Below are 23,543 nucleotides of genomic sequence, written 5' to 3' on the forward strand. Positions count from 1 at the left end.
GTGGCGGCAGATCCAAGGAGAACAACGAGATGCCGAAGCAGAAGACCCACTCCGGGTCCAAGAAGCGCTTCAAGATCACCGGCAGCGGCAAGATCAAGAAGCAGCAGGCCGGAATGCGCCACAACCTCGAGGTCAAGGCCTCGAAGCGCAAGGCCCGTCTGAACCAGGACAAGGTCGTGTCGGCCCCCGACGCCAAGGTCATCAAGAAGCTTCTCGGCCACTGAGCCGGCAGCGTACATAGGCATCTAGGCCGGATAGGAACGAAGAGTCATGGCAAGAGTGAAGCGGGCGGTCAACGCCCACAAGAAGCGTCGGGTCATCCTTGAGCGCGCCGAGGGCTACCGCGGTCAGCGGTCGCGCCTCTACCGCAAGGCGAAGGAGCAGGTCACCCACTCGCTCGTCTACGCGTACAACGACCGCCGCGCCAAGAAGGGCGACTTCCGTCGTCTCTGGATCCAGCGCATCAACGCGGCCTCGCGTGCGAACGGCCTCACCTACAACCGCCTCATCCAGGGTCTGAACCTGGCCGGCGTCGAGGTCGACCGTCGCATCCTCGCCGAGCTCGCGGTGCACGAGCCCGCGACCTTCGCCGCGCTCGTCGAGACCGCCAAGCAGGCGCTCCCGGCCGACACCTCGGCCCCGAAGAACGCCGCGTAAGCAGCTTCGGACGCGAAACAGCCCGGCACCCATGGGGTGCCGGGCTGTGCTGTGTTCGCGCAGCGTGCTGGTTCGCGCAGCGTGCTGGTTCGCGCAGCGTGCGCTCCGCGCCCGTTCTGCGGCGTCGCGCCAGCACTACGGGCGCGGACCTGCAGAGGTGGCGCGACGGCGGGGGCGGCTCGGGCGGATACCTCGGCCTGCACGGATGCCTCGGGGCGGCGTCGCGCGCGGCCCGGCAGCATGCGGCGCTCCGCGCGGCATCCGCGGCGAGGCATCCGTCGTCCCTAGACTGAATGCATGCTCGAGAACCCCCGTTCACCGCGCGTGCGTGCCGTCGCGAAGCTCGCGAAGAAGGCCGCGCGCGCCGAGAGCGGACTCTTCCTGCTCGAGGGCCCGCAGGCCGTCGCCGAGGCGCTCACGTTCCGGCCGCAGCTGGTCGTCGAGCTGTACGCCACGCCGAGCGCGCTCGACCGGTACACCGACATCGCCGAGACGGCCGTCGACGCCGGCGTCGACGTGGAGTTCGTCACCGAAGAGGTGCTCGACACCATGGCCGACACCGTCACGCCGCAAGGGTTCGTCGCGGTCTGCCACCAGTTCCCGACCGCGGTCAAAGACGTGTTCGCCGCGCAGCCGAAGCTCGTCGCGATCCTCGAAGAGGTGCGCGACCCCGGCAACGCCGGCACCATCGTCCGCGCCGCCGACGCGGCGGGCGCCGACGCCGTCATCTTCTCCGGCCGGGCCGTCGACCTCTACAACCCGAAGGTCGTCCGCTCGTCGACCGGGTCGATCTTCCATCTGCCCGTCGCGGTCGGCGCGAACCTCGAAGACGTGCTCGAACGGGCCCGCGCCGCGGGGCTGAACGTGCTCGCCGCCGACGTCAAGGGTGACAGCCTGCTCGACGCGCGCACCGACGGCGTGCTCGCGAAGCCGACCGCCTGGCTGTTCGGCAACGAGGCGCGCGGCCTCCCCGACGAGCAGCTCGACCTGGCCGATCGCGTGGTCACCGTGCCGATCTACGGGCACGCGGAGTCGATGAACCTCGCCACGGCCGCGTCGGTCTGCCTCTACGAGAGCGCCTTCGCCCAGCGAGCGGCCGAACCGGCTCCGGGGGCGCCGGGTTACGAATAGGTAACCGCGTCAGCGAGCCGGTGGCGGGTTTCCCCCGAGACTCCCTAGTTTGGGGGGTATGCCCGATTTCTCAGAGGCCGCACCGGCGACGTCCAACATCTCGGTCCGCCGGGGCGAACCGCTCGTCGTCGTCGACCACGTCGACAAGCACTTCGGCGAGCTGCACGTGCTCAACGACATCACCACGGTCGTGAACCGCGGCGAGGTCGTCGTGGTGATCGGGCCGTCGGGCTCCGGCAAGTCGACGCTGTGCCGTGCGATCAACCGGCTCGAGACCATCGACTCGGGCACCATCACCATCGACGGCGAACGGCTCCCCGAAGAGGGCGCCGGGCTCGCGAAGCTGCGCGCCGACGTCGGCATGGTCTTCCAGTCCTTCAATCTCTTCGCGCACAAGACGGTGCTCGAGAACGTCACGCTCGCGCCCATCAGGGTCAAGCGGATGCCCCGCAAGGAGGCCGAGGCGAAGGCCATGGAGCTGCTCGAGCGCGTGGGCGTGGCGAACCAGGCGAAGAAACTTCCCGCCCAGCTGTCGGGCGGCCAGCAGCAGCGCGTGGCCATCGCGAGATCGCTCGCCATGAACCCCAAGCTCATCCTCATGGACGAGCCCACGAGCGCGCTCGACCCCGAGATGATCAACGAGGTCCTCGACGTCATGGTCGGGCTCGCCGAGCAGGGCATGACCATGATCGTGGTCACCCACGAGATGGGATTCGCGCGGAAGGCCGCCGACCGGGTCCTGTTCATGGCCGACGGCCGCATCGTCGAAGAGGCGCCGCCGGCGCAGTTCTTCGACCACCCCGAGTCCGACCGCGCGAAGGACTTCCTCTCCAAGATCCTCGAGCACTGACGAAGACCCCCGGCTTCGCCGTCACGAGCGGCGACGACCACCCCCACACCGAGCCCACCAACAAGAAAGAGGCAGGGACATGACACGCAGCAGAATCGGCTTGCTCGCGGCAACGGCCGCGGCAGCACTCGTACTCGCCGGCTGTGCGGGCGGCGGCGACAGCGCCGAGCCGACCGTCGAGGAGACGCCCGAGTTCGAGGCCGGCTCGACGATGGCCGAGCTCAGCGAGGCAGGCTCCATCACGATCGGCACGAAGTTCGACCAGCCGCTGTTCGGCCTCGTCGGACCGTCGGGCGACCCCGAGGGCTTCGACGTCGAGATCGGCAAGATCATCGCCGGCAAGCTCGGCATCGCACCCGAGAACATCGAATGGGTCGAGACCGTGTCGGCGAACCGCGAGCCGTTCATCGAGAACGGCCAGGTCGACATCGTGATCGCCACGTACACGATCAACGACACCCGCAAAGAGGTCGTCTCGTTCGCCGGGCCGTACTACATGGCCGGCCAGTCGATCCTGACCCTCGCGGACAACGACGACATCGAGAGCGAAGAGGACCTCGTCGGCCAGCCGGTCTGCTCGGTCACGGGCTCGACGCCCGCCGCGAACCTGAAGGAGCTCGGCGCCCAGGTGCTCGAGACGGACACCTACTCGAACTGCCTCGAGCCGCTGCGCAACGGGCAGGTCGTCGCCGTCTCGACCGACAACGTCATCCTCGCCGGGCTCGCCGCGCAGAACGAGGGCGAGTTCAAGGTCGTCGGCGAGCCGTTCACGGAGGAGCCGTACGGCATCGGCCTCGCCCTCGACGACACCGACTTCCGCATGTGGATCAACGACGTGCTCGAGGAGTCGTACGAGGACGGCACCTACGAGGAGGCCTGGGACAAGACCGCGGGGACGATCCTGCCCTTCGTCGAGCCGCCGGCCGTCGACCGCTACTGATCGAAGGTCGGTCCGGGCCTCGGCAACGGGGCCCGGACCGCCCGCTCCACCCGATCCGGTCGAACGTCTGACCCGGTCGAACATCCATTGAGAGGATCCGCGTGGACGTCGTCATTGCGAATCTGCCGCTCTATCTCGAGGGCTTCGGCGTGACGCTGCTGCTCCTGGGCGTCGGCGGCCTCGGCGCGCTCGTGCTCGGCATCATCGTCGCCGCGATGCGCATCTCGCCGATCGCGACCCTTCGCGGCATCGCCACGGTGTACACCGAGATCATCCGGAACACGCCGCTCACGCTCGTCGTGCTCTTCTCCGTCGTGATCGTGCCGCTGCTCGGCGTGCGCGTGCCCTTCATCCTCTCCGGCTTCATCGCGCTCGCGGTGTACACGTCGCCGTTCGTCGCCGAGGCCCTGCGTTCCGGCATCAACGGCGTGCCCATCGGGCAGGCTGAGGCCGCACGAAGCCTCGGACTCGGCTTCGGCGCCACGATCTCGCTGATCGTCTTCCCGCAGGCGTTCCGGATGACCATCCCGCCGCTCATCAACGTCTTCATCGCCCTCGCGAAGAACACCTCGGTCGTCGGTGGCGTCGGCTTCGTCGCCGAGTTGTTCGGCGTCGGGCGCACCCTGGCGAACGCGAACGGCAACGCCGTGATCGCGATCCTCATCGGGGTCGCGATCTTCTACCTCATCGTGACGGTGCCGCTCGGCTTCCTCGCGACCCAGCTCGAGCGGAAGTGGGTGGTGCAGCGATGAGCGGCGCCGGTGTGCTCTTCGACGCGCCCGGTCCCCGCGCGCGCCGCCTCTCTGCGATCCTGTCGTGGATCAGCGGGGTGGTCCTCGTCGGCCTCGTCGGCTGGGGCATCGTCATCCTCAACACGCCGCGCGAATCCGGCGGCATCACGCTTCCTGGCATGTTCGACCCCAGCCGGTGGGACATCCTCGCGGACTCCGAGTTCTGGTCGTTCGTGATCTTCACTGGCGTGTGGAACACCCTCCGCGCCGCGCTGGTCGCGGCCGTGCTGGCGATCGCGCTCGGCGTCGTGCTCGCGCTCCTGCGCAGCTCCGCGATCGGCTGGATCCGGATCCCGACCGCGGTCCTGATCGAGTTCTTCCGCGGCATGCCGGTGCTGCTCATGATGCTCTTCATCCTGCTCGTCGCCGGCACCGGCCAGTACTGGGCGGTCGTCGCCGCACTCGCCGTCTACAACGGCGCGCTCATCGGCGAGGCGCTGCGCGCTGGCCTCGCGTCGCTGCCGCGCGGCCAGCGCGAGGCCGCGCTGAGCGTCGGCATGCGGCCGCTGCAGTCCAAGATGCTCGTCGAGTTCCCCCAGGCGTTCCGGCAGATGCTGCCGATCATCGTCGCGCAGCTCGTCGTCCTGCTCAAGGACACGTCACTCGGCTACATCGTCGGCTACCAGGAGCTGCTCCGTGTCACGCTGAACAACCTCGGCAGCTTCTACGGCAACCGGTACCTGTTCACGCTGTGGTGCGTGGCCTTCGTGCTGTACCTGATCATGAACCTCGCGCTGTCCTGGTTCGCACGCTGGCTCGCGAAGCGCGGCGACCGGCGGTTCCACCCCGGTAAGGCGACGGCGGCGGACGACCCGAGCCAGGCGATCCTGCTGGCCGATGCCACGGCCGAGGCTCAGGGCGAAGCGCGGCGCCGGTAGACTCCTTCTTCGTGCCAGAAGACACCCAGATCACCGAGTCCGCGGTCGATGCGGCCGTCGGGGCGGCGCTCGCCGCCATCGCCGCGGCTGACGACTCCGCCGCGCTCAAGACGGTCCGCACCGAGCACACGGGCGAGAAGTCGGCGCTCGCGCAGCTGAACGCCCAGCTGCGCAACGTGCCGAACGAGCAGAAGGCCGCGCTCGGCAAGCTCGTCGGCGGCGCCCGTGGCCGTGTCAACCAGGCGTTCGCGGCACGCGAGGCCGAGATCGTCGAGGCCGAGGCCGAGGCGCGGCTCGCCGCCGAGGCGGTCGACGTGACCGCACTGCCGTCGCGGGTCACGACGGGGGCGAGGCATCCGCTCAGCCTCTTGCAGGACCGGGTCTCCGAGGTGTTCACCGGCATGGGCTGGGAGATCGCCGAAGGGCCCGAGGTCGAGAGCGAGTGGTTCAACTTCGACGCGCTGAACTTCGACGCCGACCACCCCGCCCGTGCGATGCAGGACACGTTCTTCATCGACCCGCCCGAGGCGCACCTCGTGCTTCGAACGCACACGAGTCCCGTGCAGGTGCGCTCGATGCTCGACCGCGAGGTGCCGATCTACGTGCTCGCGCCCGGCCGCGTGTATCGCACCGACGAGTTCGATGCGACGCACCTGCCGGTGTTCATGCAGTTCGAGGGCCTGGCCGTCGACAAGGGCCTCACCATGGCCCACCTCAAGGGCACGCTCGACCACTTCGTGAAGGCGATCTTCGGCGACGAGGCGCAGGTGCGCCTGCGCCCGAGCTTCTTCCCGTTCACCGAGCCCAGCGCCGAGCTCGATTTCTGGCACCCCACGTTCAAGGGCGGCGCGCGCTGGATCGAATGGGGCGGCTGCGGCATGGTGCACCCCAACGTGCTCCGCTCGGCCGGCATCGATCCCGAGGTCTACTCGGGCTTCGCGTTCGGCATGGGCATCGAGCGCGGGTTGATGCTCCGCAACGACGTGCAGGACATGCGCGACATGGCCGAGGGCGATGTGCGCTTCTCGCAGCAGTTCGGAATGGTGGTCTAAGTCATGCGAGTACCTCTCAGCTGGCTCGCTGAATACGTCGAACTCGTTCCCGGCACGACGCCCGAAGACGTGCACGCCGCCCTCGTGAAGGTCGGCCTCGAAGAAGAAGACGTGCACACGTTCGAGCTGTCGGGCCCGATCGTCGTGGGCGAGGTGCTCGACTTCGTCGAGGAGCCGCAGTCCAACGGCAAGACGATCCGCTGGTGCCAGGTCCGCGTCGCGCCCGACGGCGAACAGGCGGCCGACGGCGGCGACGCCGTGCACGGCATCGTGTGCGGGGCGCGCAACTTCTTCGTGGGCGACCAGGTCGTCGTGACGCTGCCGGGCGCGGTGCTGCCCGGCCCTTTCCCGATCGCCGCGCGCAAGACGTACGGCCACGTCTCCGACGGCATGATCGCGTCGGCGCGTGAGCTCGGGCTGGGCGACGACCACGATGGCATCCTGCGGTTGTCGACGCTCGGCGTCGAGGCGCCGGTCGGCACCGACGCGATCGAGCTGCTCGGACTGAACGACGCGGCCGTCGAGATCAACGTGACGCCCGACCGTGGGTACGCGTTCTCGATCCGCGGGGTGGCCCGCGAATACGCGCACGCCACGGGCGCCGCGTTCCGCGACCCCGTCGCGCAGGCGGCGCCGGCCGAGACATCCGCCGACGCGTTCCCCGTGGCCATCGCCGACGACGCGCCCATCCGCGGCCGTGCCGGCTCGTCGGTCTTCGCGACGCGCGTCGTCCGCGGCGTCGACCCGTCGCGGCCCACGCCGCCGTGGATGGTCTCGCGCCTGAAGCTCGCCGGCATCCGCTCGCTGTCGCTGCTGGTCGACATCACCAACTACGTCATGCTCGAGACCGGTCAGCCGATCCACGGCTACGACCTCGACCGGCTGCGCGGCGGCATCGTCGTGCGCCGCGCACACGAGGGCGAGCGGCTCACCACGCTCGACGGCAAGGACCGCGCGCTCTCGACCGAGGACCTGCTGATCACCGACGACCGGGGCGGCATCGGCCTTGCGGGCGTCATGGGCGGCGCCGAGACCGAGATGAGCGGCGAGACCCGCAACGTGCTCATCGAGGCCGCGAACTTCGACCCCGTCTCGATCGCCCGCACCGCGCGCCGGCACAAGCTGCCGAGCGAGGCCTCGAAGCGGTACGAGCGCGGCGTCGACCCCGGCATCGCACCCGCGGCCGCTGCTCGCGTCGCCCAGCTCATGGCCGACCTCGCGGGCGGCACGCCCGACGACGGCGGCTCCCTCATCGCCGACGCAGCCGAGCGCGCCGCGATCCTGCTGCCGCACGGCTACGCGTCGCAGCTCATCGGCATCGAGTACACCGAGACCGAGGTGCACGACGCCCTCGCCGAGATCGGCGGGCACGTCACCCGCACCGAGGCCGGGTTCGAGGTCGTGCCGCCGAGCTGGCGACCGGACCTCACCGGCAAGGCCGAGCTCGTCGAAGAGGTCGCGCGGCTCGTCGGCTACCACCGCATCCCGTCGGTGCTGCCCGTCGCGCCTCCCGGCCGCGGGCTCACCCGGTCGCAGCGGCTCAGGAAGCAGACCGCCGACGTGCTCGCCGCCGCCGGCGCGACCGAGATTCTCGCGTTCCCGTTCGTCAGCGACGAGGCGAACCAGCGGTACGGCAGCGTCGACGGCTCGCCCGTCGCGCAGATCAGGGTCGCGAACGCGATGGATGCCTCGGCGCCCTTCCTGCGCCGAACGCTGCTGCCCGGGCTCGTCGAGGTGGCGCGCCGCAACCTGTCCCGCGGATTCACCGACCTCGACCTGTTCGAGGTGGGGCTCGTGTTCCTGCCTGAGCGCGATCGCGACTACGGCTCGCCCGTGCTGCCGGCCGGTGGCGCGCTGCCCACCGCCGACGAGCTCGCGGCGCTGCAGGCCGGCATCCCGCCGCAGCCGCGACACGCGGGCGTGCTGCTGCTCGGCAACGCCGTGCCCAAGGCCCCCGGGCAGGCGCCCGTCGCGGTCGGGCTCGCCGACGCGCTCGATCGGGTGCGTCAGATCGCGCTCGCGACGGGCGTCGAGATCGAGGTCGTGCAGGGGCGCCATGCCGCGCTGCACCCGGGCCGCACCGCCGAGCTGCGGGTCGGCGGTCGGGCCGTCGGGTTCGCGGGCGAGCTGCATCCGGCGATCGCCGAGGCGGCGGATCTGCCGCGTGTCGTCGCGATCGCCGAGCTCGACCTCGACGCCGTCATCGTCGCGGGCGACCGGCCCGTCGAGGCGCACGCGATCGCGACGTATCCCGCGGCCACGCAGGACCTGTCGCTCGTGGTGCCGCGGGAGACGCCCGCCGGCGAGGTCCGTGCGGCCGTGGCCGAGGGTGCCGGCGAACTGCTCGAGCACATCCAGCTGGTCGACGACTACCGCGGTCAGGGGGTGCCGACCGAGTCGAAGAGCCTGACCTTCGCGCTGCGCTTCCGCGCGCCCGACCGCACGCTCACGGCGGCCGAGGCATCCGAGGCCAAGCTCGCGGGCGCCGCAGTCGCGGCCGAACGGTTCGGCGCCGCCATCCGCGACTAGCCGTACCCACCCACCCCGCCCGCCCCGCCCCCCCGCCCCGCCCCACCCCGATCGCCGAGTGATGACGATTCGTGCCGCGAGTGCCGCCAGATCGTCATCACTCGGCGCAGATCGTCATCACTCGGCGGGGGAACGTGAGGGTGGGACGGGTCGGGGTGGGACGGGTCGGGTGGGACGGGTCGGGTGGGACGGGTCGGGTGGGACGGGTCGGGGTGGGACGGGTCAGGGTGAGGCGGGCGGGGGTGTCGGGCGGTCGGTCGAGGCGAGTACGCTCGGGCGCATGAGCGACGTCAAGACGCATCCCACCGGGGAATCGGTGGCCGAGTTCCTGGCGAGGGCCGAACCCGCGGGGCGACGCGAAGACGGATTCGTGCTGCGCGAGCTCTTCGACCGGGTCACGGGGACCGACGCCGTCATGTGGGGCCCGACGATGGTCGGCTACGGGCTCGAGCACTACCGCTATGAGTCCGGTCGCGAGGGCGACACGATGATCGTCGGCTTCTCGCCGCGCAAGGCCTCGATGTCGATCTACGGGCTGCAACTGCCCGGCGTGCCCGAGTCGGCCGAGCTCATCGACCGACTCGGCAAGGTCAAAGTCGGCGTCTCCTGCATCTGGGTCGGCCGGCTCTCGACCATCGATCTCGGCACGCTCGAGTCGCTCGTCGACCTCGCGTGGGTGCACGCGCGCGGCTGAGGCATCCGCTGCCCGTGTCGATGACGTGCGGGCACGCCCCGCGGTCGCCGCCGGTTTGCGACCGAGCCGGGCGCGCCGATACAGTGCCACACATGACCGCTGTCCGGGACGCCCGCCACGCACGCGACTCGCGTGCCGGTGTCGCGCGCGCCCGACGGCGTGGCGAGCGCCGAATCCAGGCGACCCCGCACGCTGCGTGAGCAGCGCGATACGGGCGTCGCCGGTTCCGACCACTCGTCCGCATCGTCCTAAGGTTGAAGCATGACCTACTCCGTCGCCGTCTCCGGCGCTTCCGGCTACGCCGGTGGAGAGATCCTCAGACTCATCGCCGACCACCCCGAGTTCGAGGTGCGCACCGTCACGGCGCACTCGAACGCCGGTCAACCGCTGATCGCGGTGCAGCCGCATCTGCGCACGTACACGCACTTGACCCTCCGCGAGACCACGCCGGAGGTGCTCGCCGGGCATGACCTCGTGTTCCTCGCGCTGCCGCACGGCGCCTCCGGCGCGGTCGCGGCCGAGCTGTCCGAGGACACACTCGTGATCGACTGCGGCGCCGACCACCGGCTCGAAGACCCGGCCGACTGGGCGGCCTTCTACGGCGCCGGCCACCACGGCGCCTGGGCCTACGGCGTACCCGAGCTGCCGCGACTGTCCGGCACGCAACGCGACCGGCTCGCGAAGACGCGTCGCATCGCCGCCCCCGGCTGCAACGCCTCGACCGTCGCGCTCTCGCTCGCTCCGGGCATCCGCGCGGGCGTCATCGAGGAGCAAGACCTGGTCTCGGTGCTCGCGGTCGGCCCCTCCGGCGCCGGCAAGAGCCTGAAGGCGCACCTCCTGGCCTCCGAGATCCTCGGTTCCGCGAACCCGTACTCGGTCGGCGGCATGCACCGGCACATCCCCGAGATCCAGCAAGCGCTGCGGTGGGCGGGGGCCGACCGGCCCACGATCTCGTTCACGCCCGTGATCGTGCCCATGTCGCGCGGGATCCTCGCGACGTCGACGGCACGCATCGTGCCGGGTACGGATGCCTCGGCGGTCCGCGCGGCCTGGGAAGACGCCTACGCGGGGGAGCGCTTCGTGCAGCTGCTTCCCGATGGGCAGTTCCCGCGCACGGCCGACGTGCTCGGTGCCAACACCGCGCTCATGGGCCTCGCCGTCGACGAGCGCGCCGGCCGGGTCGTCGTGGTCACCGCCGTCGACAACCTCGTGAAGGGCACCGCGGGTGCGGCCATCCAGTCCGCCAACATCGCCCTCGGCCTCACCGAATCGACGGGTCTGCCCGTGAATGGAGTCGCCCCGTGACCGTCACCGCCCCAGCCGGCTTCGACGCGGCCGGCATCGCCGCGGGCCTGAAGCGCTCCGGCGCGCTCGACCTCGCGGTCGTCGTGAACCGTGGACCGTTGCTCGCGGCCGCCGCGGTGTTCACCAAGAACCGTGCGATGGCGAACCCGATCATCTGGTCGAAGCAGGCGATCCTCGACGGCGTCGTGAGCGCGGTCGTGCTGAACTCGGGGGGCGCGAACTGCTTCACCGGGCCCGAGGGGTTCCAGGTCACGCATCGCACGGCCGAGGCCGCGGCCTCGGCACTCGGCACCTCGGCGGGCGACGTGCTCGTCTGCTCGACGGGGCTCATCGGCGACCAGCTCGACGGCGAGATCCTCGAGGAGGGCGTGCTCTCGGCCGTGAACCGGCTGTCCGCCGGCGGCGGCGAAGACGCAGCACGCGCGATCATGACCACCGACACCACGCCGAAGACCGTGATCGTCGACGGTGCCGGGTGGCGCATCGGCGGCATGGCCAAAGGTGCGGGCATGCTCGCCCCCGGACTCGCGACCATGCTCGTCGTGCTCACGACCGACGCCGAGCTCGGTGCGGCGGAGCTCGACGCGGCGCTGCGCGAGGCGACCCGGATGACGTTCGACCGGCTCGACTCCGACGGCTGCATGTCGACGAACGACCAGGTCACATTGCTCGCCAGCGGCGCCTCGGGTCTGCGTCCTACGGCCGAGGCGTTCACCGCGGCGCTGATCCGCGCGTGCGACGACCTCGCCGCGCAGCTGCAGGCCGACGCCGAGGGCGCGAGCCACGACATCAGCATCGAGGTCGTGGGCGCGGTCACCGAAGACGACGCAGTCGAGGTCGGCCGCTCCGTCGCTCGGAACAACCTGTTCAAGGCCGCGATCTTCGGCAACGACCCCAACTGGGGCCGCGTCCTCGCCGCCATCGGCACCACCGCGGCCGAGTTCGATCCCTACCTCGTCGACGTGAGCATGAACGGCGTCCGCGTGTGTCACGCGGGACGGCCCGACCGGCCGAGGGACGAGGTGGACCTCTCGCCGCGCGAGACGACGGTCCGCATCGAGCTGCATGCCGGCGAGGCATCCGCCACGATCCGCACCAACGATCTCACGCACGACTACGTGCACGAGAACAGCGCCTACGCGAGCTGAGCGAGATGACCGACGAGACGAAGCCCGACGCGATGAATCCCGACGCGGCCGATCCCGACGCGGCCGAGAAGGCCCGTACGCTCATCGAGTCCCTGCCATGGCTGAAGCGCTACCACGGTGAGACGATCGTGGTGAAGTTCGGCGGCAACGCCATGGTCAGCCCCGAGTTGCAGCGCGCCTTCGCCGAAGACATGGTGTACCTCCGGTACGCCGGGATCAAGCCTGTCGTCGTCCACGGCGGCGGACCGCAGATCTCCGCCATGCTCGAGCGCCTGGGCATCCCGAGCGAGTTCCGCGGCGGCTACCGCGTCACGACGCCCGAAGCCATGGACGTCGTGCGCATGGTGCTCACCGGGCAGGTCAATCGTGAGCTCGTGAGCCTCATCAACGAGCACGGGCCGATCGCCAGCGGCGTCTCCGGAGAGGACGCGGGGCTGTTCGCAGGCCGGCGTCGCGGCGCCGTCGTCGACGGCGAAGAGGTCGACCTCGGGCTCGTGGGCGACGTCGTCGCGGTCGACCCCTCGGCCGTGATCGCGCACCTCGCCGCCGGTCGCATCCCCGTGGTCTCCTCGATCGCGCCGGACCTCGACGAGGTCGGCCAATCGCTGAACGTCAACGCCGACTCGGCCGCCGCCTCTCTGGCGATCGCCCTCGGCGCGGCGAAGCTCGTCATCCTCACCGACGTCGCCGGCCTCTACAAGGACTGGCCGAACCGGGACTCGCTGGTCTCCGAGATCGCGGTGCCCGACCTCGTTGAGCTGCTGCCGTCGCTCGAGTCGGGCATGATCCCGAAGATGACGGCGTGCCTCGACGCGGTGCAGGGCGGGGTGCCGAAGGCCGCGATCATCGACGGCCGAGAGCCGCATTCGATCCTGCTCGAGGTGTTCACACAGCAAGGGTCGGGCACCGAAGTCGTGCCCGCCGGAACGGGGGAGCAGGCGTGAGCGCCGCAGAGTCCACGACCACGCAACCGGGCACGCACACCGCCGAGTGGCGAGCACGGTTCGACCGGCACATGATGCGCTCGCTCGGCACGCCGCTCGCGAAGCTGGAGCGCGGCCAGGGGGCCCGCGTCTGGGACGACCAGGGGCGCGAGTATCTCGACTTCCTGGCGGGCATCGCGGTCAACTCGCTCGGCCACGCGCACCCCGTCTTCGTCGAGGCGGTCTCGCGTCAGGCGGCGACGCTCGCGCACGTCTCCAACTACTTCATGACCGAGCCCGTGCTCGAGCTCGCCGACCGGCTCACGCGCCTCGCGGGAGCGGGCGACGGCGGCCGCGTCTGGTTCGGCAACTCGGGCGCCGAGGCGAACGAGGCGGCGTTCAAGCTCGCCCGGCTGAACAACTCCGGCGGGGCGCGCACGCGTGTCATCGCGCTCGTCGACGCGTTCCACGGGCGCACGATGGGATCGCTCGCGCTCACCGGCAAACCGCACATGCGACAGGCCTTCGAGCCGCTGCCCGGCGGCGTCGAGCACATCCCCGCGACCATCGAGGCGCTCGAGGCCGCGGTCGACGACGCCGTCGCCGCGGTCATCCTCGAGCCGATCCAGGGCGAGGCGGGCGTCGTCGAACTGCCCGCCGGGTTCCTCGAGGCCGCGCGCGAGGTCACGCGACGGCACGGGGCGCTGCTCATCGTCGACGAGATCCAGACCGGGGCCGGCCGCACCGGCGCCTGGTTCGGCTTCCAGCACGCGGGCATCACGCCCGACGCGATCACGGTCGCGAAGGGCATCGGCGGCGGCTTCCCGATCGGCGCGCTGATCACGTTCGGTCGCGCCTCCGAGCTGTACCAGCGAGGCATGCACGGTTCGACGTTCGGCGGCAACCCGCTCGCCACCGCCGTCTCGAACGCCGTGCTCGGCGAGATCGAGCGCGCGGGCCTCGTCGAGAACGCGGCGCGGCGCGGTGCCCAGCTCCGCGAGCGCATCCTCGGGCTCGGTTCGCCGGCGATCGCCGGGGTCCGCGGCCGTGGACTGTTGCTCGGCGTCGCGTTCGCCGAGCCGATCGCGACGCGTGTCGCGCACGCGGCACTCGAGTCGGGGCTCATCGTCAATGCGGCCAATGACTCGACGCTGCGGATCGCGCCGCCGCTCACGATCGGCGACGCCGAGCTCGACGAGTTCGACCGACGGTTCGCGCGTGCCCTCGAGCTCGCCGAACGCCCGACCGACCACTGACCCACCCCGAACGGACCGACACGCGCATGACCCGCCATTTCCTCCGCGACGACGACCTGAGTCCCGCCGAGCAGTCCGAGGTGCTCGACCTCGCGCTGCGACTGAAGTCCGACCGCTACGCCGAGCGCCCGCTCGACGGGCCGGGCACCGTGGCCGTGATCTTCGACAAGACCTCGACGCGGACGCGCGTGTCGTTCTCGGTCGGCATCGCCGACCTCGGCGGCGTGCCGCTCGTGATCTCGACCTCCGAGAGCCAGCTCGGCGGCAAGGAGTCGGTGGCCGACACCGCGCGTGTCCTCGAGCGCATGGTCGAGGCCATCGTCTGGCGCACGTTCGACCAGGCGGGTCTCGAAGAGATGGCCGACGGCACCCGGGTCCCGGTGGTGAACGCCCTCTCCGACGACTTCCACCCCTGCCAGCTGCTCGCCGACCTGCTCACCGTGCGTGAGCGGTTCGGCTCGCTCGCCGGCCGCACGCTCGCCTACGTGGGCGACGGCGCGAACAACATGGCCCACTCGTACCTGCTCGCGGGCGCCACCGCCGGCATGCACGTGCGCATCGGCTCGCCCGCCGACTACGCTCCCCGGGCCGACATCGTCGACGACGCCCGCCGCATCGCGGCGCAGACGGGCGGATCTGTGCTGGTCACGACCGATCCGCGCGAGGCCGTCCGCGACGCCGACGTGGTCACCACCGACACCTGGGTGTCCATGGGCCAAGAGGACGAGAAGGCCGCACGCATCGCGGTGTTCGGCGACTACGGCGTCGACGAGGAGCTCATGGCCGAGGCATCCGGCGACGCGATCTTCCTGCACTGCCTGCCCGCGTACCGCGGGTACGAGGTCGAGGCCGCCGTCATCGACGGTCCGCAGTCGGTCGTCTGGGACGAGGCCGAGAACCGACTGCACGCCCAGAAGGCGTTGCTCGTCTGGCTGCTCGCCCGGCGGCACGACGCGGCGGCGCACGGCGGCGCCCGAGAGGGGAACGCACGATGACCGATCAGGGCACGACCAACGCGGGCTCGCTGTGGGGGGCGCGTTTCGCGGGCGGCCCGTCCGCGGAGCTCGCGAGGCTCTCGAAGTCGACGCACTTCGACTGGCAGCTCGCCCCATACGATCTCGCGGGCTCGCGCGCGCACGCGCGCGCCCTCGCGGCCGCCGGCTACCTGACGGGCGAGGAGCTCGCCGGCATGCTCGCCGGGCTCGACGCGCTCGAGACGCGGTACCGGTCTGGCGAGCTCGTCGCCGCCGACACCGACGAAGACGTGCACGGTGCGCTCGAGGCCGCACTCATCGCCGAGGTCGGCGCCGAACTCGGCGGCAAGCTCCGGGCCGGGCGGAGCCGCAACGACCAGATCGCGACCCTGGTGCGGCTCTACCTGAAGGACCACGCCGCGGTCATCGGCCGCGACCTCGTCCACCTCATCGACGCGCTCGCGGCGCAGGCCGACGCGCATCGCACCGCGATCATGCCCGGCCGCACCCACCTGCAGCATGCGCAGCCCGTGCTGCTCGCGCACCACCTGCTCGCCTACGGGTGGGCGCTGTCACGCGACCTCGAGCGGCTCGTCGACTGGCTGAAGCGCGCGGACGTCTCGCCGTACGGCGGCGGCGCGCTCGCCGGTTCGACCCTCGGGCTCGACGCGGCATCGGTGGCCCTGGACCTCGGGCTCGCCGCGCCCGCCGAGAACTCGCTCGACGGCACGGCCAGCCGCGACGTCGTCGCGGAGTTCGCGTTCATCACGGCCATGATCGGCATCGACGTGTCGCGGCTCGCCGAAGACGTCATCCTCTGGAACACGCGCGAGTTCGGGTTCGTCACCCTCGACGACGCCTACTCCACCGGGTCGTCGATCATGCCGCAGAAGAAGAACCCCGACATCGCCGAGCTCGCGCGAGGCAAGTCGGGCCGGCTGATCGGCAACCTCTCGGGCCTGCTCGCGACACTGAAGGCGCTGCCGCTCGCCTACAACCGCGACCTGCAGGAGGACAAGGAGCCGGTCTTCGACTCGGTCGAGACGCTCGAGGTGCTGCTGCCCGCCTTCACGGGCATGATCGCAACGCTCACGTTCCACACCGACCGCATGGCCGAGCTCGCGCCAGCCGGGTTCTCGCTCGCCACGGACGTCGCCGAATGGCTCGTGAAGCGGCACGTGCCGTTCCGTGACGCCCACGAGATCACCGGGGCGCTCGTGCGCCACGCCGAGGCGCACGGGCTCGAACTCGACGAGATCGAGGACGACGCACTCGCGACGATCTCGGTCCACCTGACGCCGGAGGTACGCGAGGTGCTGAGCGTCGAGGGTTCCGTGGCGAGCCGGGGCGGCGCGGGCGGCACGGCGCCCGAGCGCGTCGCCGAGCAGTTCGCACGGCTCACGGACCGGGTGCGGCACCTCATCGCCGGGCTGCCGGAGCCGCGCTGAACGCGGCCGGGTCGCACGACCAGCTCCTCCCGCCTCCCCGGGACGGGCTGATTCCGGCTGAACGCGCCGCGCTGGCCGTCGACGCGATCGAGCTCGCTCCCCGGCTGCTCGGCGCGGTGCTCTCGCACGACACCGACGAGGGCCGGGTGTCGATCCGGCTGTCCGAGGTCGAGGCGTACGGTGGCGTCGGCGTCGACCCCGGCTCGCACGCCTTCCGCGGCGAGACACGGCGCACGGCCGTCATGTTCGGTGAGGCCGGGCATCTCTACGCGTACTTCACGTACGGCATGCACGTCTGCCTGAACATCGTGGCGGCGCATCCGGGCCGCGCCGCCGCCGTGCTGCTGCGCGGGGCGACCGTCGTCGAGGGGCTCGACCTCGCGCGCGCCCGACGGGCGCGCGCCGCCGACCGCGATCTCGCGCGAGGCCCCGCGCGTCTCGGGCTCGCGCTCGGCGTCCCGTTGTCGGCCGATGGCGACGACCTGCTGTCGGCGCCGTATGCGTTGCATCTGCCGGTCACTCCGCTGCCCCACGAATCGGGCCCGCGCACGGGCGTGAGCGGCGACGGCGGGGGAGCGGCGTTCCCCTGGCGGTTCTGGGTGCCGGGCGACCCCGGCGTCTCGCCGTATCGCCGCCACCAGCGCGCGACGGGCTGAGATCAGCGGATCGCGAGGTGCACGGCGAGCCCGGCGGCGCAGGCCCAGATGAGGCTCGCCAGCGTGCCGATGATGAAACGTTCGCGTGCCTCGGGTGCCTCGAGCTCCGTGAACCGGCCGACGCCCTTGACCGCCACCACGATCGCGAGCCCCTCGGGGAAGCCCGCGACGATGGTGCCGGCCGCAGCGAGTCGCTCGAGGACGCCGATCGTCGTCCCGCCTCGGAGCACCTCGCGCCGCGCCGGAAGCGCCCCCGGTGGGGTGTCGCGCGCCGAATCGGCGACGAGGATGCCGCCGTGCGCGCCCGGGACGGCGCTGCGGCCCATCGCCAGCTCGAGCGCGGTCGTGGCGGCCGGGCCGCCACCGAACACGGCCGCGACGAGCGCGAGCATCGTGACGAGTCCGGTGAGCAGGGGTGGCAGACCTTCGCTCGCGAGCGAGGCGAGGGCGACCGCGGCCGCCAGCGCACCGGCCGCGAACCAGCTCATCAGGCGCTGCCGCGGTCTGACGAAGGCGATGACCGAGAGCGTGGCTGCGGCGGCGAGGGCGAGCAGCAGCAGCGGCCAGACGATGACGGTCAAGTGGATCATGCGACTCCTCGTACGGCGGCTGCGTCGACCTGCTCGAGCACGTGGGCCAGCGCGGGAAGCGCGTCCAGCTCCGCTCTGATGTTCGCATGCTTGGCCCGTGAGCTCACGGCGGGCGCGCTGATGCCGAGCTGATGGGCGATCTCGGCCTGCGTGGCGCCGGCGACCATGCGGTCGTAGACCTCCCAGCCCTGCTCGGTGCGACGTTCGCGGATGAGCAGCGCCAGGACGATGAGCGCCTCGGCGTCGGACGGGTCGGCTCCCGTGGCGTCCGTGGCGAACCGCGGACGTGCCCGCTTGGCCCGTTCCACCGCGCTGCGCGCGGTGAAGAACGCGTCGCCGCTCGCTTCCCGGATGTCGGCGGGCAATGGATCCCGGACGGCGCCGCATCCGAGCCCGACGCTCCAGTCGTCGTGACGCGTCAGCTCGAATACGAGGCGGACCGCGGTATGGGGGTCCTCGGTGAGCATCTGGATCTCGTCGCCGGCGTTGCGACCGGGCGGCAACCGGAGGTGCTCGCCGTGCTCGAGCGCGATGCGTTCGAGTTCCGCACCGGCGAGATCCGGGCGATGACGGCTGTCCACCTGGTCTGCAGTGATGACGAACATACGCCCTCGTTTCTGGCTGACGGTTGACCTGCGAGTGAATTAAGTCTACATGCTTATGTAAAGGAGACATAGAACTGTAGCCTGAATTCATCACTGGTACTCTTGCTGGCGTGTCAGACCCCGAGATCCTCGCGACTCAGCAGAACGATCCCACATTCGCGGACATCTGGGAGGAGCTCAACTGGCGCGGTCTCGTGCACGTCTCGACCGATCAGACCGCTCTGCAGCAGCTGCTCGCCGGCGAGCCGGCCACGTACTACTGCGGCTTCGACCCCACGGCGCCGAGTCTGCACCTCGGCAATCTCGTGCAGTTGCTCGTCATGCGTCGCCTTCAACTCGCCGGCCACCGGCCACTCGGCCTCGTCGGGGGCTCGACGGGCCTCATCGGCGACCCGCGGCCGACCGCCGAGCGCACGCTCAACACGAAAGACACCGTGGCCGAGTGGGTGGGCCGATTGCAGGGGCAGGTGAGCCGGTTCCTCTCGGCCGAGGGCGACAACGGGGTTCGCCTGGTGAACAACCTCGATTGGACCGCGGGGCTGTCGGCCATCGACTTCCTGCGCGACATCGGCAAGCACTACCGCGTTGGCACCATGCTGAAGAAGGACGCCGTCGCATCGCGGCTGAACTCCGACGCCGGCATCAGCTACACCGAGTTCAGCTACCAGATCCTGCAGGGCTTCGACTACCTCGAGCTCTACCGCCAGTACGGCTGCGTCCTGCAGACCGGCGGCAGCGATCAGTGGGGCAATCTCACGAGCGGCACCGACCTCATCCATCGCGTCGAGGGCGTGAGCGTGCACGCGATCGGCACACCGCTGATCACGAACAGCGACGGCACCAAGTTCGGCAAGAGCGAGGGCAACGCCATCTGGCTGGACGCGGCGATGTGCAGCCCGTACCGCTTCTACCAGTTCTGGCTCAACACCGACGACGCCGACGTGATCGCACGCCTGAAGGTCTTCACCTTCCTCAGCCGCGCGCGCATCGAGGAGCTCGCCGAACTCGTCGAGCGCGAGCCGTTCCGCCGCGAGGCGCAACGCGTGCTGGCCACCGAGGTCACGACGCTCGTGCACGGTGCCGACGCAACGGCCGCGGTGGTCGCGGCCTCGCAGGCCCTCTTCGGGCAGGGCGAGCTGCGCTCGCTCGACCGCGCGACGCTCACGGCGGCGCTCGAGGAATTGCCCAACACCACGGCGACGACGGATGCCTCCATCGCGCAGTTGCTCGTCGACACCGGGCTCGTCGCGAGCCTCGGCGAGGCACGGCGCGCGATCAAGCAGGGCGGCGTCTCGCTCGACAACGAACGCATCGACGACGACGCCGCGACCCTCGCCGGACGCGTCGGCTCGGGCGGGCTCGCGGTGCTGCGGCGCGGCAAGAAGACGCTCGCCGGTGTGTTCGTGGAGTAGACGACGAACGTGACCGGGTCCGCCGAGCAGATCGTCCACCGCGTGTGGGCAGAGCTCGGACGCGATTCGGCCGAGCTCGCCGCGCTCGACGTGCTGCCCGTGGTGCCGCTGCCGGCCAGGCTCGACGTGTCGGGCCTGGCGGCCGGCGCGGTCGCTGCGGCCTCGCTCGCCGCCGCATCGTTCGCCGGGGCGGCCGCGACGATGCGCGACGGGCAGATGATCCGGCTGGACGGCGACCGGATCGCGACGGCGTTCACGAGCGAGCGATGGTTCCGCCTCGGTGGGAAGCAGCCCGAGGTGTGGGCTCCGCTCTCGGGGTTCCGCCGCGCAGCCGACGGATGGGTGCGCACGCACGCGAACTACCCGCATCACGCGGCGGCGCTCCGGCGCGGGTTGGGTCTCGCCGCGGATGCCGACACCGGGGTGGTCGACGCGGTCATCGCCTCGCGCACCGCAGAGGACGTCGAGGCCGCGGTGGTCGGCGCCGGAGGGGTGTGCGCAGTCGTGCGCCGCGAGACGCCCGCAGACGACGTCGCTCTTCGGCGGACGCCGCTCGTCGAACTGGGGGCCTCCGCGTCGGGCGACCGCTCGCCGCGGGTCCCCGACGGGCGTGTGGATCCGGAGTATCCGCTGCGGGGGATGCGTGTGCTCGATCTGACGAGAGTGATCGCCGGGCCGGTCGGCACCAGAACGCTCGGGCTCCTGGGCGCCGACGTCCTGCGCATCGATTCGCCGCGCCTGCCCGAACCGGAGTGGCAGCACCTCGACACCGGGGCCGCGAAGCGCACCACGCTGCTCGATCTCACCGCGCGCGGCGACCGGGAGCGGTTCGACGAGCTGCTCGCGCGCGCCGATGCCGTGGTCCTCGGGTACCGTCCACGCGGAATGCAGGCGCTCGGGCTGGATCCCGTTGAGCTGACCGCACGCCGCCCCGGGCTCGTCGTGGGTCAGCTCGCAGCGTGGGGGTACGACGAGGCGGACGCCGAGCGACGCGGCTTCGACAGCATCGTGCAGGCAGCGACGGGGATCGCGTGGGTCGAGGGCGAGCGCCAGGGCGAACGCGACGCCGGGGGCGATGGCTCGGGGGCGAGCTCCGACGTGGAAGGTCGTCCGGGCGCGTTGCCCGCCCAGGCGCTCGATCACGCGTCCGGCTATCTGCTCGCGGCCGCGGTCATCTCCATGCTCGCCGGCCACGCCGGCGAGGCCCGGATCGCGCGAGTCTCCCTGCGTCGCACCGCGGCCGAGCTGCTCGGCCTGCCGCGCACCACGTCCGCATCGCCCGCCGACCGGCTCACCGATGAGCGCGCTGCGCCGCACCTGGTCTCCTTCGACACGGACGGCCTGGAGGTGCGCTCGACCGGGCCGGCGATCTCGGCTGTCGCCGGGCCTCACGCGTGGCCGAGCGGGCCGCGACCGTGGGGGCGCGATGAGCCGGTGTGGCCGGAATGACGGGCGACACGCCCGGGATGCGATGCTGACTTGCACGCGCCCCCGGTCGTACGTAAAGTATTCATCTGTTGCCCCAAAGGCGCGGGAGAGCGAGAAGCTCACCGGCCCTCAAGCGGAACGATTCCAGAAGCTCGACCGATTCGGTCAGATTGCTTCTGACGCATTCGGATGCGTCCTGAACTGGATGACCGAGTGGAGACGAAATGCCTCGAGTGAGGTGGCCCGCTGGGCCGCCGAAGCGAGAGCGTCCGTTTCTTGAGAACTCAACAGCGTGCACTATGTTCAATGCCAATTTTTGAACCCTGGCCCTGTCTTTGGATGGGGTGGGATTCCTTTGGATTGATGGACAGTCAGCAATGATTGTTTCTCAGTCAGAGATCAAATTTCTGATGCCTGCTTTGGTGGGTGTTGGAGCCATTTTTTTTGGAGAGTTTGATCCTGGCTCAGGACGAACGCTGGCGGCGTGCTTAACACATGCAAGTCGAACGATGAACTCCCAGCTTGCTGGGGGGGATTAGTGGCGAACGGGTGAGTAACACGTGAGTAACCTGCCCTGGACTCTGGGATAACTCCGAGAAATCGGTGCTAATACCGGATAGGACCTTTCCTCGCATGAGGTTTGGTGGAAAGTTTTTCGGTTTGGGATGGACTCGCGGCCTATCAGCTTGTTGGTGAGGTAATGGCTCACCAAGGCGTCGACGGGTAGCCGGCCTGAGAGGGTGACCGGCCACACTGGGACTGAGACACGGCCCAGACTCCTACGGGAGGCAGCAGTGGGGAATATTGCACAATGGGCGCAAGCCTGATGCAGCAACGCCGCGTGCGGGATGACGGCCTTCGGGTTGTAAACCGCTTTTAGTAAGGAAGAAGCCTTCGGGTGACGGTACTTGCAGAAAAAGGACCGGCTAACTACGTGCCAGCAGCCGCGGTAATACGTAGGGTCCGAGCGTTGTCCGGAATTATTGGGCGTAAAGAGCTCGTAGGCGGTTTGTCGCGTCTGCTGTGAAATCTAGAGGCTCAACCTCTAGCGTGCAGTGGGTACGGGCAGACTTGAGTGCGGTAGGGGAGAATGGAATTCCTGGTGTAGCGGTGGAATGCGCAGATATCAGGAGGAACACCGATGGCGAAGGCAGTTCTCTGGGCCGTAACTGACGCTGAGGAGCGAAAGCGTGGGGAGCGAACAGGATTAGATACCCTGGTAGTCCACGCCGTAAACGTTGGGCGCTAGATGTGGGGACCTTTCCACGGTTTCCGTGTCGTAGCTAACGCATTAAGCGCCCCGCCTGGGGAGTACGGCCGCAAGGCTAAAACTCAAAGGAATTGACGGGGGCCCGCACAAGCGGCGGAGCATGCGGATTAATTCGATGCAACGCGAAGAACCTTACCAAGGCTTGACATGACCGAGAACGCCCTAGAGATAGGGAACTCTTTGGACACTCGGTTACAGGTGGTGCATGGTTGTCGTCAGCTCGTGTCGTGAGATGTTGGGTTAAGTCCCGCAACGAGCGCAACCCTCGTCGCATGTTGCCAGCACGTAATGGTGGGGACTCATGTGAGACTGCCGGGGTCAACTCGGAGGAAGGTGGGGATGACGTCAAATCATCATGCCCCTTATGTCTTGGGCTTCACGCATGCTACAATGGCCGGTACAAAGGGCTGCGATGTCGTAAGGCGGAGCGAATCCCAAAAAGCCGGTCTCAGTTCGGATTGAGGTCTGCAACTCGACCTCATGAAGTCGGAGTCGCTAGTAATCGCAGATCAGCAACGCTGCGGTGAATACGTTCCCGGGCCTTGTACACACCGCCCGTCAAGTCATGAAAGTCGGTAACACCCGAAGCCGGTGGCCTAACCCTTGTGGAGGGAGCCGTCGAAGGTGGGATCGGTGATTAGGACTAAGTCGTAACAAGGTAGCCGTACCGGAAGGTGCGGCTGGATCACCTCCTTTCTAAGGAGCACTGGACCAGCTTGCTGGTTCCAGGAGTCCCAGATCGAAGACGTTCGTTCTTCGCTGGGTGCTCATGGGTGGAACATTGAACTAGGTGCTCATCGCAAGGGTTCTTGCTTAGTACGCTGCTTCGTGTTGTTTCGACAACGGGAGTGGTTGGAACGGTCGGGGCCGGCGGGATGGGCACATGCACGCTGTTGGGTCCTGAGGGACCGGGCGCTACTGCCTTCGGGTGGTGTGTGTTGGACTTCTGACAGGCCGTCAGGTCGTACCGGGTGTTTCCGGGTGCGGTTTGGGGGCACTGTTCGTC

21 protein-coding genes and 1 rRNA gene are annotated in these 23,543 nt (G+C 69.8%); 20 read left to right on the top strand and 2 right to left on the bottom strand.

From position 1 onward, the window contains the following. The first annotated feature begins 29 nt into the window (after positions 1-29). The 17 genes from rpmI to QU602_RS08985 all read left to right on the top strand — a co-directional run bounded on the left by rpmI (position 30) and on the right by QU602_RS08985 (position 17,232). Positions 30-224, top strand: coding sequence for a 50S ribosomal protein L35 (rpmI, locus tag QU602_RS08905; RefSeq protein ID WP_092968518.1), 195 nt, complete (start codon positions 30-32; stop codon positions 222-224). Between the two features lie 46 nt (positions 225-270). Further along, positions 271-657, top strand: a complete 387-nt coding sequence (rplT, locus tag QU602_RS08910) for a 50S ribosomal protein L20 (RefSeq protein WP_308799925.1) — start codon at positions 271-273, stop codon at positions 655-657. 297 nt (positions 658-954) lie between these two features. Continuing rightward, on the top strand, positions 955-1,788 hold the full coding sequence (locus QU602_RS08915) for a TrmH family RNA methyltransferase (protein WP_308799926.1): 834 nt from the start codon (positions 955-957) through the stop codon (positions 1,786-1,788). 58 nt (positions 1,789-1,846) lie between these two features. After that, positions 1,847-2,638, top strand: a complete 792-nt coding sequence (locus tag QU602_RS08920; protein ID WP_308799927.1) for an amino acid ABC transporter ATP-binding protein — start codon at positions 1,847-1,849, stop codon at positions 2,636-2,638. A gap of 79 nt (positions 2,639-2,717) precedes the next feature. Continuing rightward, entirely contained in the window at positions 2,718-3,578 is an 861-nt protein-coding gene (locus QU602_RS08925; protein WP_308799928.1) for a glutamate ABC transporter substrate-binding protein, read from the top strand. 101 nt (positions 3,579-3,679) lie between these two features. After that, on the top strand, positions 3,680-4,330 hold the full coding sequence (locus tag QU602_RS08930) for an amino acid ABC transporter permease (RefSeq protein WP_308799929.1): 651 nt from the start codon (positions 3,680-3,682) through the stop codon (positions 4,328-4,330). After that, a complete protein-coding gene (locus tag QU602_RS08935; protein WP_308799931.1) occupies positions 4,327-5,247 on the top strand; it encodes an amino acid ABC transporter permease in 921 nt (306 codons plus the stop codon). The genes QU602_RS08930 and QU602_RS08935 overlap by 4 nt, the downstream gene beginning before the upstream one ends. 11 nt (positions 5,248-5,258) lie before the next feature. After that, on the top strand, positions 5,259-6,299 hold the full coding sequence (gene pheS, locus QU602_RS08940; RefSeq protein ID WP_308799933.1) for a phenylalanine--tRNA ligase subunit alpha: 1,041 nt from the start codon (positions 5,259-5,261) through the stop codon (positions 6,297-6,299). A 3-nt stretch (positions 6,300-6,302) separates the two neighbouring features. Next, a complete protein-coding gene (pheT, locus tag QU602_RS08945) occupies positions 6,303-8,828 on the top strand; it encodes a phenylalanine--tRNA ligase subunit beta (protein WP_308799934.1) in 2,526 nt (841 codons plus the stop codon). A gap of 280 nt (positions 8,829-9,108) precedes the next feature. Beyond that, positions 9,109-9,522, top strand: a complete 414-nt coding sequence (locus tag QU602_RS08950) for a DUF1801 domain-containing protein (RefSeq protein WP_308799936.1) — start codon at positions 9,109-9,111, stop codon at positions 9,520-9,522. 261 nt (positions 9,523-9,783) lie between these two features. Next, complete coding sequence (argC, locus tag QU602_RS08955; protein WP_308799937.1) at positions 9,784-10,827, top strand: N-acetyl-gamma-glutamyl-phosphate reductase; 1,044 nt, start codon at positions 9,784-9,786, stop codon at positions 10,825-10,827. Further along, positions 10,824-11,975 (top strand): bifunctional glutamate N-acetyltransferase/amino-acid acetyltransferase ArgJ, encoded by a 1,152-nt coding sequence (argJ, locus tag QU602_RS08960; protein WP_308799938.1) that lies wholly within the window; start codon positions 10,824-10,826, stop codon positions 11,973-11,975. Before argC ends, argJ begins: the two co-directional genes overlap by 4 nt. A 32-nt stretch (positions 11,976-12,007) precedes the next feature. After that, complete coding sequence (argB, locus tag QU602_RS08965; RefSeq protein WP_308800133.1) at positions 12,008-12,919, top strand: acetylglutamate kinase; 912 nt, start codon at positions 12,008-12,010, stop codon at positions 12,917-12,919. Positions 12,920-12,990: 71 nt separating this feature from the next. Beyond that, positions 12,991-14,154: an acetylornithine transaminase gene (locus QU602_RS08970; RefSeq protein ID WP_373692924.1), complete on the top strand. Its 1,164-nt coding sequence runs from the start codon at positions 12,991-12,993 to the stop codon at positions 14,152-14,154. Between the two features lie 26 nt (positions 14,155-14,180). Continuing rightward, positions 14,181-15,149, top strand: coding sequence for an ornithine carbamoyltransferase (gene argF, locus QU602_RS08975; protein ID WP_308799940.1), 969 nt, complete (start codon positions 14,181-14,183; stop codon positions 15,147-15,149). Further along, a complete protein-coding gene (argH, locus tag QU602_RS08980; RefSeq protein WP_308799942.1) occupies positions 15,146-16,576 on the top strand; it encodes an argininosuccinate lyase in 1,431 nt (476 codons plus the stop codon). Before argF ends, argH begins: the two co-directional genes overlap by 4 nt. A gap of 116 nt (positions 16,577-16,692) precedes the next feature. Next, the gene (locus tag QU602_RS08985; protein ID WP_373692907.1) at positions 16,693-17,232 is read left to right on the top strand and encodes a DNA-3-methyladenine glycosylase; all 540 of its coding nucleotides are present in this window, start codon (positions 16,693-16,695) and stop codon (positions 17,230-17,232) included. 2 nt (positions 17,233-17,234) lie between these two features. Here the strand turns inward: QU602_RS08985 and QU602_RS08990 are convergent, their stop codons facing one another. Both QU602_RS08990 and QU602_RS08995 read right to left on the bottom strand, forming a co-directional pair. After that, positions 17,235-17,822, bottom strand: coding sequence for a hypothetical protein (locus QU602_RS08990; RefSeq protein WP_308799943.1), 588 nt, complete (start codon positions 17,820-17,822; stop codon positions 17,235-17,237). After that, a complete protein-coding gene (locus QU602_RS08995; RefSeq protein ID WP_308799944.1) occupies positions 17,819-18,427 on the bottom strand; it encodes a DNA-binding protein in 609 nt (202 codons plus the stop codon). The genes QU602_RS08990 and QU602_RS08995 overlap by 4 nt, the downstream gene beginning before the upstream one ends. Before the next feature lie 125 nt (positions 18,428-18,552). On the opposite strand from QU602_RS08995, the gene tyrS reads away from it, so the two are divergent. From tyrS to QU602_RS09010, 3 genes are all read left to right on the top strand, one after another. Further along, positions 18,553-19,839: a tyrosine--tRNA ligase gene (gene tyrS, locus QU602_RS09000; RefSeq protein ID WP_373692925.1), complete on the top strand. Its 1,287-nt coding sequence runs from the start codon at positions 18,553-18,555 to the stop codon at positions 19,837-19,839. Positions 19,840-19,848: 9 nt separating this feature from the next. Next, positions 19,849-21,288: a CoA transferase gene (locus tag QU602_RS09005; protein WP_308799946.1), complete on the top strand. Its 1,440-nt coding sequence runs from the start codon at positions 19,849-19,851 to the stop codon at positions 21,286-21,288. Between the two features lie 420 nt (positions 21,289-21,708). Then, positions 21,709-23,233: ribosomal RNA gene (locus QU602_RS09010) — 16S ribosomal RNA — on the top strand. Positions 23,234-23,543 lie beyond the last annotated feature (310 nt).

It is taken from the genome of Agromyces protaetiae (genome assembly GCF_030866785.1).
Lineage (GTDB): Bacteria > Actinomycetota > Actinomycetes > Actinomycetales > Microbacteriaceae > Agromyces > Agromyces silvae.

Excerpts from the sequence above, each read along its gene's own strand:
- QU602_RS08990 (WP_308799943.1), bottom strand. The coding sequence starts at position 17,822 with ATGATCCACTTGACCGTCATCGTCTGGCCGCTGCTGCTGCTCGCCCTC.
- QU602_RS08970 (WP_373692924.1), top strand. The coding sequence starts at position 12,991 with ATGATGCGCTCGCTCGGCACGCCGCTCGCGAAGCTGGAGCGCGGCCAG.
- argH (WP_308799942.1), top strand. The coding sequence starts at position 15,146 with ATGACCGATCAGGGCACGACCAACGCGGGCTCGCTGTGGGGGGCGCGT.
- QU602_RS08935 (WP_308799931.1), top strand. The coding sequence starts at position 4,327 with ATGAGCGGCGCCGGTGTGCTCTTCGACGCGCCCGGTCCCCGCGCGCGC.
- rplT (WP_308799925.1), top strand. The coding sequence starts at position 271 with ATGGCAAGAGTGAAGCGGGCGGTCAACGCCCACAAGAAGCGTCGGGTC.
- QU602_RS08995 (WP_308799944.1), bottom strand. The coding sequence starts at position 18,427 with ATGTTCGTCATCACTGCAGACCAGGTGGACAGCCGTCATCGCCCGGAT.
- argF (WP_308799940.1), top strand. The coding sequence starts at position 14,181 with ATGACCCGCCATTTCCTCCGCGACGACGACCTGAGTCCCGCCGAGCAG.
- rpmI (WP_092968518.1), top strand. The coding sequence starts at position 30 with ATGCCGAAGCAGAAGACCCACTCCGGGTCCAAGAAGCGCTTCAAGATC.
- argB (WP_308800133.1), top strand. The coding sequence starts at position 12,008 with ATGAATCCCGACGCGGCCGATCCCGACGCGGCCGAGAAGGCCCGTACG.
- QU602_RS08920 (WP_308799927.1), top strand. The coding sequence starts at position 1,847 with ATGCCCGATTTCTCAGAGGCCGCACCGGCGACGTCCAACATCTCGGTC.
- QU602_RS08925 (WP_308799928.1), top strand. The coding sequence starts at position 2,718 with ATGACACGCAGCAGAATCGGCTTGCTCGCGGCAACGGCCGCGGCAGCA.
- QU602_RS08950 (WP_308799936.1), top strand. The coding sequence starts at position 9,109 with ATGAGCGACGTCAAGACGCATCCCACCGGGGAATCGGTGGCCGAGTTC.
- QU602_RS08915 (WP_308799926.1), top strand. The coding sequence starts at position 955 with ATGCTCGAGAACCCCCGTTCACCGCGCGTGCGTGCCGTCGCGAAGCTC.
- pheT (WP_308799934.1), top strand. The coding sequence starts at position 6,303 with ATGCGAGTACCTCTCAGCTGGCTCGCTGAATACGTCGAACTCGTTCCC.
- argC (WP_308799937.1), top strand. The coding sequence starts at position 9,784 with ATGACCTACTCCGTCGCCGTCTCCGGCGCTTCCGGCTACGCCGGTGGA.